General features: G+C 44.1%; 11 protein-coding genes. 4 read left to right on the top strand and 7 right to left on the bottom strand.

Annotation, left to right across the window (positions count from 1 at the left end):
• Window positions 1-7: 7 nt before the first annotated feature.
• Genes phnE through EV213_RS16920 form a run of 3 tightly spaced genes read right to left on the bottom strand, consistent with a single transcriptional unit; the run spans window position 8 to window position 2,442 of the window.
• A complete protein-coding gene (gene phnE, locus EV213_RS16930) occupies window positions 8-805 on the bottom strand; it encodes a phosphonate ABC transporter, permease protein PhnE (RefSeq protein ID WP_133581750.1) in 798 nt (265 codons plus the stop codon).
• A complete protein-coding gene (gene phnC, locus EV213_RS16925; protein WP_243740229.1) occupies window positions 798-1,580 on the bottom strand; it encodes a phosphonate ABC transporter ATP-binding protein in 783 nt (260 codons plus the stop codon). Before phnC ends, phnE begins: the two co-directional genes overlap by 8 nt.
• Window positions 1,573-2,442, bottom strand: coding sequence for a phosphate/phosphite/phosphonate ABC transporter substrate-binding protein (locus tag EV213_RS16920; RefSeq protein WP_133581749.1), 870 nt, complete (start codon window positions 2,440-2,442; stop codon window positions 1,573-1,575). Before EV213_RS16920 ends, phnC begins: the two co-directional genes overlap by 8 nt.
• 144 nt (window positions 2,443-2,586) lie before the next feature.
• Here EV213_RS16920 and EV213_RS16915 point away from each other — a divergent pair, with 144 nt between their 5' ends.
• Window positions 2,587-3,498: a LysR family transcriptional regulator gene (locus EV213_RS16915; protein ID WP_133581748.1), complete on the top strand. Its 912-nt coding sequence runs from the start codon at window positions 2,587-2,589 to the stop codon at window positions 3,496-3,498.
• A gap of 105 nt (window positions 3,499-3,603) precedes the next feature.
• Here the strand turns inward: EV213_RS16915 and EV213_RS16910 are convergent, their stop codons facing one another.
• Together EV213_RS16910 and EV213_RS16905 are read right to left on the bottom strand one after the other, a co-directional pair.
• Window positions 3,604-4,041: a disulfide oxidoreductase gene (locus tag EV213_RS16910; RefSeq protein WP_133581747.1), complete on the bottom strand. Its 438-nt coding sequence runs from the start codon at window positions 4,039-4,041 to the stop codon at window positions 3,604-3,606.
• Window positions 4,034-4,708 carry a DsbA family protein gene (locus EV213_RS16905; protein WP_133581746.1) on the bottom strand — a complete coding sequence of 225 codons (675 nt, stop codon included), beginning with the start codon at window positions 4,706-4,708 and terminating at the stop codon, window positions 4,034-4,036. Before EV213_RS16905 ends, EV213_RS16910 begins: the two co-directional genes overlap by 8 nt.
• Window positions 4,709-5,562: 854 nt before the next feature.
• Here EV213_RS16905 and EV213_RS16900 point away from each other — a divergent pair.
• A complete protein-coding gene (locus EV213_RS16900; protein WP_133581745.1) occupies window positions 5,563-5,799 on the top strand; it encodes a hypothetical protein in 237 nt (78 codons plus the stop codon).
• Window positions 5,800-6,030: 231 nt separating this feature from the next.
• On the opposite strand, the gene pelA is transcribed toward EV213_RS16900, so the two are convergent.
• A complete protein-coding gene (gene pelA, locus EV213_RS16895) occupies window positions 6,031-9,258 on the bottom strand; it encodes a pectate lyase (RefSeq protein ID WP_133581744.1) in 3,228 nt (1,075 codons plus the stop codon).
• 117 nt (window positions 9,259-9,375) lie between these two features.
• Entirely contained in the window at window positions 9,376-10,233 is an 858-nt protein-coding gene (locus tag EV213_RS16890) for a helix-turn-helix domain-containing protein (RefSeq protein WP_133581743.1), read from the bottom strand.
• Between the two features lie 273 nt (window positions 10,234-10,506).
• Here EV213_RS16890 and EV213_RS16885 point away from each other — a divergent pair, with 273 nt between their 5' ends.
• Complete coding sequence (locus EV213_RS16885; RefSeq protein WP_133581742.1) at window positions 10,507-11,658, top strand: NADH:flavin oxidoreductase; 1,152 nt, start codon at window positions 10,507-10,509, stop codon at window positions 11,656-11,658.
• 204 nt (window positions 11,659-11,862) lie between these two features.
• Complete coding sequence (locus EV213_RS16880) at window positions 11,863-12,495, top strand: type 1 glutamine amidotransferase family protein (RefSeq protein WP_133581741.1); 633 nt, start codon at window positions 11,863-11,865, stop codon at window positions 12,493-12,495.
• Window positions 12,496-12,592: the final 97 nt, after the last annotated feature.

Below are 12,592 nucleotides of genomic sequence, written 5' to 3'. Positions count from 1 at the left end.
GTTCCTCCTAAATCAACCGTTTTCTGATGGCCGCAGACAGCTGTTCGAAAGCCACAACGACCACAAAGATGATGATAATAATCATGAACGCTTCATCGTATTTCATAAGTGACATTGATGTCGAAAGCTCGATACCGATACCGCCAGCGCCAACAAGGCCAAGCACGACAGCCGATCGAATTGCTTTTTCCACCGAAAATAGACTGGTTGCCACAAACGATGGAAACCCAATCGGCAAAACTGACGCCGCATAGACACCAAGACGATTGCTTCCCGTCGACTTAATCGCCTCCATTGGTCCTTTATCAATCTCCTCAATTCGCTCCGAGAAGAAGCGTGCACAAAAGGCGATCGTGTCGACCATAATGGTTAAAATCCCTGCAAAGGAGCCTAGCCCAACGGAAATGACGAACAACAATGCCCAGACGAGATCAGGAACCGTTCGCATCACAGAAACGATGAAGCGCAAGACACGACTGATAAGCGGATGCGGCGTCGTGTTGTTCGAAATTAATAATGCGATCGGCAGGCTAAGAAGCACACCGAACACTGTACCGACAAGAGCAATTTCAAAGGTTTCAAGCATCGCCCAGATGACACTGTCCAAACGACTAATATCCGGTGGAAATGCTCTGCTTAAAAATGTGCCAATATTGACGGTGCCTGATAAAATCCGTTCAATAGAAATGTTGGCATTGATCAACCCTGAGAGAAAGAAGCCCACAGCACCAACAATGACGATCCAACTCCACACAGGCGGCATCCGAAACCTTGGTGGTATTGAATTTGACAGACGACTAGACATGAGAGACAACCACCTTTTTCTTTTCCTCATACAGCCATTTGAAGGAATGAACAGACTGTTTGTTTTTTATTTCATCAAGCACCAATTCTCCCTGCTTTAAGCCAATAAAACGTGTACCATAGGAGAGTGCTAAATCAAGCTGATGAAGTGTACAAATTAAGGTAATGTTCTTCTCCCTTGCCACATCAACTAGCAACTCCATCACCTCAATGCCTGCTTTTGGATCGAGTGAAGCAATTGGTTCGTCAGCCAGGACAATGAACGGATCTTGCATCAACATGCGAGCAATCGCAACTCTTTGCTGCTGACCACCAGACAATTGATCTGCCCGAGATGCCGCCAAATGCCCTAGCCCTACTCGATCCAAACAATTCATCGCTTGTGCACGTAAGCTTGAATTGGCAAAGGGATGAAAGGTTGACACAATAAACGGATGCTGTCCCAGTGCACCGAATAACACGTTTTGAAACACTGACAGTGTAGGGATCAAATTAAACTTTTGAAACACAAAACCCATCCGCTTTCGTATCTTCCGAAGATCCTTTGCATTTGCGCGTTGTACAGACTGTCCCTCTATGAAGATATCTCCCGACGTCACCGTTTCAAGCCTACCAATCGAACGTAGAAGCGTGGACTTTCCAGAACCATTATGTCCAAGGAGAATGACGGCTTCTCCCTGGGCAATATCTGCAGTAACTGACGTCAGTGCCGTTGTTCCGCTTGGAAATATCTTGGAGACGTCTCTTATTTGTAGCATGTCAATCGTCTTACTCATCAATCTCAATGCCTAATTTTTCATAGATTTTGCGCAGTCCCTCATAATCTTCGTCATCTACAAGGACAAACTCACTCTCCCCGTAATGATCATGCTCTCCAGTAATTAGCATGCTTTCTAATAGTGCATCCTGGTGCTCCATCATTTTCTCGCGAAGCTCCTCCACCTGTTCTGCAGAAAGATCTTGACTAGCGACGAACAAATCATTCGGGAGATCCTCACTTTCTGCTAACACACGGACGTTTTCTTCTCCCCATTCTGCAACCAAATCATTGTAGCGTGACAACGAGAATGCCACAGCGTCCGTTTCGCCTGACTTGAAGGCTTCAACAAAGGTTTCTCCAAGCATTAATGTCTCCACATCCTCCAGAGGATCAATGCCGGCATCCATCAACATGCCCATTGGTGCAATATGTCCTGAAGTGGACCCAACATCCTTCATCGCAATCGTTTTGCCTTTTATATCTTCAATCGTCTTAATGGGACTGCTTGCAGGCACCGCAATGACACTTCGATAGCCTGGTCGTGTAATGCCGATAACGCCTTTGACATCAATTGCATTTTTCATCGTCACGTATTCACCAGGGCCTGTAAGGACCATGTCCACCTGCCCGAATTCCATCGCGGTCGCTGCCGCCGTTCGATTAGAAATTGAGAAAAATTCAATATCTTTATCCACAGCCTCTGAAAGCGCATCTTTAAACGGACCGAACTCACGCGAGAGCTCCTCCATGCCTTCGGCTCCTGTATCAACAAAACGAATCGTATTCAACTCTCCATCTGAACTTGCCTCACTAGCAGTTCCACAAGCCGTTAAAAGTAGCAATACCCCACCAAACATCAAACGCATGAAATGTTTCATTCCCTAACCCCCCGAAATATTGTTTACATCCTTATTGTATCCACGAAACATTAACGAAAAATTAACCTGTCCTAAAGGCAATATTAAAATAGTCTATATAGAATAATAGAAACGGATAGAGTTTATCTATAGGAGGGACAACCATTGCTGTCGATTCAACACTATGAAATCCTTCAATCCATACACCAGGAAGGGCAAATGACGAAGGTTGCCAAGAGGTTGGGACTGAGCCAGCCAACCATCACCTTTCATTTAAAGAAGATGGAAGAAAAATGTGGATTTCCTTTAGTCGAGTATCATGGGAGACGGACAATCCTTTCCTCCACAGGGAAATTGTTACTGCCCTATGCGGAGCGAATCCTTCAGGTGCAAAAGCAAACCGAGCAGACCATTCAAGATGTGCAACATCTCAGACAAGGAGCGCTTACGATCGGGGCGAGCAATACCGTGGCGAGTTATATGATTCCAGAAACGTTGCCGAAAATGTTTGCCCAGTTTCCCGAAATGGACTGCACCATTCAAGTGCACAATGCCAGGACGATTCGTCAGCTTGTGCAACAGTACGAGCTTGATTTTGGGCTGATCGTTGCTCACGAGCAGGATCTCGAAGATCTCGCTGCCATTCCAATCAGAGAAGATCCGATCGGCATTGTGCTCAATGCCTCCCATCCGTTGGCGGACTATCCCTTTCACGACCCGAGTGTGCTTGTCAATGAACGCTTCCTGCTAAGAGAAAAAGACTCGCAATCAACAAAAACGTTTCATCAGTGGTGCCAAAAGGCCGGTATCATCTGTCGTTTTGAGGTCGAAATCCAAAGCGCAGAGGCGATTAAAAAAGGGGTACTGTCGAATATCGGAATTGCCGTCGTGTCAAAAATGTCTGTCGAGGAAGAGGTCAAAAAGGGACAGCTGCTCTTTCGTGAGATTGCTTCGGAACGCAGGAGGTCCATGTTTCTCATCTATCATGCCAAGCGGCGTCTCTCCCCACTTCATCAGGCGATGATTGATTTAATTTTGCAAACATGGCGTGAACAGGATGGGAGCTTAGCGCATTAAAAAATCGACACAGGAAGCACAGTGGCTTCTCGTGTCGATTATGTTCTGTAATGAAATGAAGCTATTGGAATTTATCATGACGGACCTCTTGTAGAAAATGCCAAGCTACTTGCGACTATGAAGATGTAAAAGCACCATACACATCGTAATAAGCGTAAATGCAATGAATGCTAAAAAAGGGATGGTGACAAAACCGAACCAATTAATGTATTGAGCACTACACGGCACCCCTTGCACGCATGGTTTTATTTCCGCAAAGCCTGGAACCTTCTGTACGAGATAATGATAGAACGCAATGAGTCCCCCAACAACAGATAAAGGAAGCACATACTTTTTTAAAAGAACTTCATTATAAAAAGCAGCAATGCCTAAGATGATTGCTAGAGGATACATAAAAATCCGCTGCAGCCAGCAAAGTTCGCATGGGACAAAGCTTTTAATCTCGCTGAAATAAAGGCTGCCCAGTGTAGCAACCACGGAAACAATCCACGCAGCATACAAAGCATATGTTTGAATAAAGGAACTCTTCTTCGCCTTATTCACTTGTGCTGATCCCTTCTTCAATTAATGAGGTAATCTTGTCATAATCAAATGGATCCTCAAGCATCACGCCATCAATAATAATGGTTGGTGTAAACGGGACTTCGAATTCCTCTACAAGCTGAGAATCAATACTCACCTGCTCTGCCACTTGCGTTTCCCCGGTCGTTATATCAGCTGCCAGCTGCTCCAAATCAACGTTTGGGGCAGATTCTGCTGCAATCTCCTTCAGTTTCTCGACAGTGACCCAATCGTTGTCGTGGTCCTGAGAAGGTGGTTGCTCAGCAAACACTGCTTTATGGAACGCCCAGAAATTTTCAGGATCCTGTGCATAAACCGATTCAGATGCCAATGCAGCTCGAACGGACTCCTCGCCATGGAAAAGAACATTAATATACGAAAACGTTGCCTTTCCAGTCGAAATGTAGTCCTCTACTAATTTAGGGTAAACGACTTCTCCCCATTGCTTACAGGATGGGCATTTATAATCTCCAAACTCAACAATGGACACTGGAGCTGTTGTTTCACCTATAGTTGGCTGTCCTTCAATGGATGGATGTTTTGCCAAACGATTGACCTGTTCACTATCGTTGTTCAAAAAAAGCACCACGCCAATCACGATAACGAAAAGACCAATCGTGAAAGCGACGAGTTTCTTGCTATTTTTCATTTATTACGCCTCCATATATGTAGTGACTTATCAGTTTTGCGCTCTTAGAAGCAGGACTGCCTCACGACGATGTCGCCATGGTTGATACTCCTTGTTTGGCGCATTGTTCTTGCCTCCAGTTAAGTGTAGCACAGGGAAAAATGAAGATCATAGTGGTCTTCCTATACTTTTAATGAACAATCCAAGAACATGTGAACATATTAAGGTTTGGTTTTTTTCTTTATACCTCATCCGTATGCTCGCTTTCACGCAGGAGTCTCGCTAATGACTACTTTTGGGTAAGTAAATAAGTTTTGAAAGAGAAGTACTCGTAATCCTTAGAATCATATAGCTAATAAATGCCTATAGTTAATAACTCAACGTTCACACATAACATTTGGCAGACACGCTTAGATATAAATGGGTATACCCTGCAATTTATTGTTTGGGTTGCTTTTTATACAAGCTGCCATACGCTCGCTTTCCGCGGGCGAACTGCGAGCCTCCTCGATCGCTAACGCGCTCTGTGGGGTCTCGCTTAGCTCGCTTTTCCCGCTGGAGTCTCGCTAGTGGCTGCTTTTAATGATGCACTCATTTTTTATGATGTGATCACATTTAAAAAAAGACTCTTTTAGTGATTTAGGGGTAGTAGTCAGCTTCATTACTGAAGACGACCTTTTAGAAATAAAGGATTGTGAGCACCGGCACCTCTCCTATTTACTGGATACATCAGGCGTTGTTTTGGAGAGGTCAATTGATTTATCTCACCTTGCTTCCACTCAGGTAAAGCCAGTGTTGAAGGTAATTTTTGCACTGCGCAAGTTATCTAAACACAAGTCCACCGCTGCATCAATACTGAACTAGGTGATATAATTTTGCATGAAACGATGCACTTACTCGTCTTGTTTGCTAAAGCAACACGGTTCAACTCGCTTTTCCATTTTCTCAGTAATATGAGACCGGGACAAAATAAAAAAATTTACGTAGAAACTTACATCAGCGTAGTCAAAATACGCAGACTCCTGCGGGAACAGCGCGAGCTGAAGATCCCGCAGGAAAGCTTGCTTTCCGAGGAAGCTGAAGCCGTGCCCGCGGAAAGCGAAGTATTTTGACGAAGCGATCGTGTTTTCTTTAAACCCTAAAGGGCATAAGGGCTACATCACACAAGATTGCTTAGCCTTAGCCCCCTCGATCGCACGTCGAATGATATTGAAAAAAACCGAACGTTTACGAAATTCAAAGTAACATTTCGTAAACGTTCGGTTTTTTTTATGGACTTCATGACTTAGCCTAAACGCTTTGTATTAAAATTCTTTCCCAGTCTAATCATTTTTTTCGTTACACTACTCTACACCTGGAATCCACCCATCCAACACATTTTCTATCGTATATTTAGTAGCCTCTTCTTCACTGAGCTGTGGCCGACTGTCATTTACCACCGCTCCTGGGCCCGTATTGTTGTACTCATAAAGCCTGGCGTCCTCTGGCTGCACGCCCCCCATTTCCGTCCATCCTTCTTCTTTAATATGTGCGCCTAGCAGATTGTTTTTAAACACGGCGCTCGGCACTGCCGACGGATTGCTGCTCGGTCGCCATGGACGGCCTAAATATACCGTCCCATCTGGTGCGTCACTCGTAAGCTCACTGTTGATAATCAAAAAGCCAAAAGGCTCGTCACCCTGTGTGCTTGCGGCTGTAATGTAACCATTATTGTCGGTTGAGCCACGATCCAAGGCGTGAATCGTACAATTGTCAAACACCGCTTGCGCTCCACCAAAAATGAAATCTACATCACCTTCAATGTAGCAGTCCACATAATACTGCCTCCCTTTATTGGCGAGCAGTGTATCTTGATTTCCGAGAAAATGTACATTTCTAAACACCAGTTGATCTCCTGTAGCGTTTAAGGCAACGGCCTGATGACCTTCTGTTGCCGTCGTCTCATCAAAGTCATTTTCAATCGTCATATCCTCCAACTTCACGTGATCTGCACGTACAAACATGGTTGCACTTGCCGAGGTGCCCAACGTTCCCCCAACTCCATTGTCTCTACCCGCATAATTGTCAAAGACAATGTGCGTCTTATCTGGACCTTCCCCTCTTAACGTGATGAAGGATTTGTCTGCAGGAACTTCAATTACTTCACGATAGACACCTTCCTTGATCAGAATCTCAACCGCTCCGAAGCGCTCATCTGAAACCGCATCAATTGCAGCTTGAACCGTACTATAGTCTCCTTTTCCAGAACCATCGACAACAAGCTGTGCATCCGTTACATGAAATGCCTCCGACGAATCCACGATCTGCCTCTCAACGCCTTCCACAAACGTTCGCTCCATGTCATCCCGAGACGTTGTTTCCACAACAGCTACATACCAGCCGGTGGTCGTTTTTCCTTTATAGAATTCTTCCAAAAGTGTCGTCGCGTAACTTCCACCCCATGAATAGCCATTTCTTCGTTCTGCTTCAATGTCATAAATGTCGTGCTTCATGACACCGTCACGGCCAGAGAAAATCGGTCGATTTGTGCCAATTTCATAAAACCGATACCACGTCGACGCGTCGGGATCGTCCACAAAATACACCCCGTGTTCGTCGCCACCACTGACATAACGCGTATTTTCAACCTTGTTTTCCTCAAACCATGTTATAGCACTTTGAATGGCATGTTGAATGTCATCAGTCGGCTCTCTCGACATAAGAAAACGAATGACGCCAACCGATTCTGACCCGGAGATGGATGGAAGCTCATAGGACCTAGCACCGACGGCTTCAAAAGTGAATGGATCGTGCTGCGCACACCATGCAGCGAGCACCCCATTGACTTCTATTTGGGCGTTCAAAATATAATCTACCGCCAAATCAATTGACGTGGCAACTGCCTCTCTTTGTTGCTCATTGACGACACCATTATTGAACGGGTACCGTTCTTCAGTTATGTCATCAAACAACTCGAGAACGCGCACCATTGCATTGTCATTGAAAGTGACCATGTCCGAATAGTTTCCTCGCCGTGGGTACACTTGGGCAAAGCCACCTGTTTCATATTGCAAGTCGAACAAAAATTCAAGCCCCTTCAATATTCCTTCTTTGTAGCGTGGGTCCCCTGTTTGCGCATACACTTCTGCCAGTTCATATAGCTCCTGCACAGTCGCATCATTATCAATCATGCCGAGGGCGACCCCGTCGTTCGTCACCCATTCAGATTTGTCTTCTTTCCCGTCCCACGGCCTGCTATAGTCTGTGCTTTTTGACCAGCCCCCATGGTCCATCTGCCAGCTTAGGATATTGTCTGCCCGCTCCACAGCTGACTCCAGATCTCCAGAAAAGCCTTCGCGTTCGTCAACCGGAAGTGTATAAAACAAGACTGAGCGACCAAAACGGTCTGTCCCTAAAGCAGCTTTTTTGAGGTCAATAGGCTCTTCATCTTGCCCATTAAATACTTGGAGATCCTCGACGTTCACATCTTCAAAAGACCCGTTCAACGTCACAGCTAATACATGCTCAGCCACCTTTTCGGCACGTAAAATTTGCACATTGGGAGCGATGTTTCCGCTTTTGGCAGCAATCTCTCTGACCCGATCCTTTGTCTCCTCCCATGACATGCCATTTTCAAGCCCAAGGTATGCATCACTTTGAGGATTCATGATGCCTTGAGAGGCAAGCTTTCCGAAAGAAGATTTATCTTCTTTATTTTCTGGAATTAAATCCAACACATCGCCTAAAATCACTGCCATCTGCTGTTTGTTCAAAACATCGTCGCCATTGAGCTCTTCCCACAGATAGTCGGGCACAATATGTTGTTCTTTAGCAAGCTCCTCGACGATGTTTCCCCATGGATTTTCATCATCCACCTCAAGGCCGCCACTCGAGATAAGAAGTTCGTTGTCAACGCCAAACATTTGTTGGACAAGCGCAAGGAATTCATGCAACGTGACCTCGTCCCCTGCATTGCTTTGTTCATCCGCAAGGAGCCCATTTTGTCGCAATTGCTTCTGTAGCACGCCATCAACGACGTCATTCAGTGGCAAAAGTTCTAGCGCTTGCACCTCTTCTTTTTCCAATTGTTCTGTGACGAGCAAATGATCAATATTGCCGCCACCACTTGCACCAGTAGCCGTCAAACGCACCACATTGTCCCCCTGTTTCAGTGGTACTTTTACGGACTGCTTGTCCCACTCAGCCCATTCTTCCGTTGTTGGGAAGGGGAGCTCAGTGACCAACGTATCATTTACATGAACTTCTGCCGGTCGATCTGCCTCGCCTGCATGAGCATAACGAAACACAAGATAATACTCTTTCTCAGCAGGCACGTTTACCGTCCACTCAATATAGCCACCTGGTGCGTTGGGATTATAATCAACAAAACCCTCGCCCGTAAAGCCGAGGTGTTTATTGTCTACAATCGTCCCCACAGATGATGCGTCCTCAGCTTCAAATACCTGTGAAAACCCCGCATTTTGATCCTCCGCCGCAGACACCTCTGTAGCAAGTCCACTTATGCCAAGTGCGATCGCTACAGCCACACTTGTTCGCCATCCGTACCTATGCTTCAACTGAATATCCTTCAAGCCGATCCCCCCTTATTCCTGTTACGAGAATTGGTATACGTGTCATTGGTTCTCATTATATCAACAGAATGATTACCTATTTCGACACCCTTATATGATAACGCTTACATTATTGTCCTATGAAGTTCTGTGTTCAATTCGAAACGCATGTGGTGACCTCCCAGTGATTCTGTTGAACATACGCCAAAGATGTACATGGTTTGTAAAGCCAATTTGCAGCGCAATGCGATTAATTTTTAAATTCGTTTCAATGAGCAGACGCTTCGCTTCATTAATCCGTACAGCGTTCACATATTCCACCACACCGCAGCCCGTCACCTGCTTAAACAACCGACTCAACGACTGCTCGTTCATGTGAAAACGCAATGCCAGCGAAGAAAGCGAAAGTGCTTGGGCAAAGTTTGCATTAATGAATTGAATCATACGAGAGACCAGCTCCAGCTGTCTTTTCTTGTTCTCTGCGGTTTTGATCACACTTCGCTCTGTTTGGGTGTGTAACAACCGTTCACTCTCAACAAGCAACTGTACGAGCAAGGCTCGTGTGTAAATATCATGACACCAATCCTTGTTTTGGTATTCGTCAAAAAGCTGTTGAAAAATAGAATGAAACTGCACTTGGCGTTCGATCGGCACGCTCATTCGTAATGGATGATCCTGAAAGAGACTGGATAACAGGTCTTTCTCCTGACCAGTGACCAGATCTTCTTGGAAGTTAATCACTAAACGCTCATAGGCTTGCCCCGTTTGCTTACTCGTTTTATGCACCATGTTCTTCGGGATAAACACCAATTGGTTCTCTTCTACCGAAAAAACTTCCTCGCGACAATCGTACGTACATCCTCCTGCAAGTAGATAAAAAATCTCATATTCTTGGTGTAAGTGATAGGCTTTCATCGGTTCATCTGACGTTCGTCTTTGTGCATAGTTCATATAAAAAGATTGCTCCCTCAGTGAAATATTCAAACGAGGTTCCATCAGCACATCATTCTCCTTCCTATGCCTATGTAAAATCAGGCGATTCACGGATTTTCACTATACAATAGTTTACGGCGTAACAAGGCCAAACCCTTTATTTGAGCGAAAATTGAGAACAATAGACTATGAATTGAGGAAAGTAGAACGGGCGGACCAGAGAATGCCCTTCAACTCTTTTATATTTCATCCATCATAATCTCTTTCATTCACAAGCAAACAATTGGACACTTTATTTCACTTAAGAGTATATTGTGATCACTGGATCAAACCAGAATGCATTTCGTTTTACGGGAGGAATACACTTTGATTAATCAACAGGTTCAAGATGAATTATTTAAGCCAATTAAGCTTGGTCATAAATTACTACCTAGCAGGATTGCAATGGCACCAATGACTAGGGCGTTTTCGCCAGATGGTGTACCTGATGCTAATGTGGCCGCTTATTATCGTCGTAGAGCAGAAAACGGAGTCGGTTTAATTATTACAGAAGGCACAGCTATTAATCATCCTTCTGCTGTAAGTCATAAAGATATTCCTGAATTTCATGGTGAACGATCACTTGCTGGTTGGAAGCGAGTTGTGGATGAGGTTCATCAAGCAGGTGGCGTGATCATTCCTCAGATATGGCATGTTGGAGGAGCAAGGAAGATTGGGGAAGGACCAAACGAGAGTGCATTACCTGTAAGTCCTTCAGGTTTAGATGCCTATGGGAATAAGATAACAGAACCTTTAACAAATAAAGAAATACAGCAACTTATTCAAGCCTATGCCGAAGCCGCTAAGGATGCAAAAGAGGTTGGCTTTGATGGAATTGAGATCCACGGAGCGCACGGGTACTTAATTGATCAGTTTTTCTGGGAGCGAACCAATAAACGAACCGATCGTTATGGTGGAGATTTAGTAGAGAGAACAACCTTTGCACAAGAAGTTGTGAAAGCTTGCCGCGACACTGTTGGACCGGAATTTATGATTGTTTTCCGTTTTTCACAATGGAAAGGAACCGATTTCGGAGCGAAGCTGGTGCGGAACTCTGAGGAGCTGAAGCAGTTACTAGAACCGTTGGTAGAGGCGGGTGTCGATGTATTTCATGCATCTACGAGACGTTTCTGGGAACCAGAATTTCCGAAGGAATCCGACACGCTTAACTTAGCAGCATGGACAAAGAAGGTAACGGGTAAACCCACAATAACAGTTGGTTCATTGGGTCTAAACCATGCGTTTAGAGAGGAAAATGGTGCTGAGAATGAAATAACTGTCACCGAGAATATTGAGAAGATTGTTCAAAAATTTAAAAACGGCGAGTTTGATTTAGTTGCGGTGGGACGAGCACTCTTAGCTGATCCTGCTTGGGCTAGTAAACTCAGAGATGGAAAATTAGAAGAAGCAACGCCTTTTACTCAGGATTCACAAAAAACGTTATACTAATGAAGAATCTCGGCAACTTATTCGCTGCCGAGATTCTTTTTTTATGTAAATCCATGATCTTATTTAATGTTTGTCTCGTTCCCTGTTGCAGTAACAGCAATTGAAAATGATAAAAGTTCATCAAGTATACTAACTTCCCTGACGGTAACTGTCAGGGAAGTCATATTATAATCGCTCTATCAATTGTGATTGGAGTGTTATTGGATGCAAACAAAAAAAGTTTTTCTATATGTATTTAATACAATGTCGGACTGGGAATATGGATATTTAATCGCCGAACTAAACTCAGGAAGATATTTCAAAAAAGATGTAGCCCCTTTAAAAGTCATTACAGTAGGAGCTAATAAAGAAACGATTACTACTATGGGAGGACTAAGCATAAAACCAGATATTTCTCTTGATGAATGTACTCTTGAGAATAAAGATCTTTTCATTTTACCAGGAGGGACGACTTGGAGTGAAAAGATTCATCAACCTCTCTTGGAAAGGATTGGCCAGGCTTTAAAGCTTGGCACCATTGTTGCTGCAATTTGTGGTGCAATTGAGGGCCTCGCGAGTATGGGATACTTAGATACTAGAAAGCATACAAGTAATAACTTAGAATATACTAAAGCGGTATGTCCTAACTACAAAGGAGAAAAATTCTATGAGTTGGGATCTGCGGTTTCTGATGCGAATTTAGTTACTGCATCAGGAATAGCTCCTCTGGAATTTGCAATGGAAGTACTAAAAAAAATAGATGTATTTACACCAGATGCATTACATTCATGGTATAACCTAAACAAGACTCATCAACCTGAATACTTCTTCCAGTTAATGAATTCAATAAATAAATGAAGTAACTAGTACCTTGACCTAATTTAATTTTAGTTCTACGCTCATTCTATAAGAAAAATATGGGAGGGCTAGCAAATGAACAAAAAATACGAGATTC

This window comes from Aureibacillus halotolerans, from assembly GCF_004363045.1.
GTDB classification, from domain to species: Bacteria; Bacillota; Bacilli; order Bacillales; family DSM-28697; genus Aureibacillus; species Aureibacillus halotolerans.
This window is presented reverse-complemented; position numbering and strand designations above follow the sequence as displayed.

Bases quoted from the DNA above. Each gene is read 5' to 3' on its own strand.
- EV213_RS16905 (WP_133581746.1), bottom strand. From the start codon at position 4,708: ATGAAAAATAGCAAGAAACTCGTCGCTTTCACGATTGGTCTTTTCGTT.
- EV213_RS16880 (WP_133581741.1), top strand. From the start codon at position 11,863: ATGCAAACAAAAAAAGTTTTTCTATATGTATTTAATACAATGTCGGAC.
- EV213_RS16920 (WP_133581749.1), bottom strand. From the start codon at position 2,442: ATGAAACATTTCATGCGTTTGATGTTTGGTGGGGTATTGCTACTTTTA.
- phnC (WP_243740229.1), bottom strand. From the start codon at position 1,580: ATGAGTAAGACGATTGACATGCTACAAATAAGAGACGTCTCCAAGATA.
- phnE (WP_133581750.1), bottom strand. From the start codon at position 805: ATGTCTAGTCGTCTGTCAAATTCAATACCACCAAGGTTTCGGATGCCG.
- EV213_RS16890 (WP_133581743.1), bottom strand. From the start codon at position 10,233: ATGGAACCTCGTTTGAATATTTCACTGAGGGAGCAATCTTTTTATATG.
- EV213_RS16885 (WP_133581742.1), top strand. From the start codon at position 10,507: ATGCATTTCGTTTTACGGGAGGAATACACTTTGATTAATCAACAGGTT.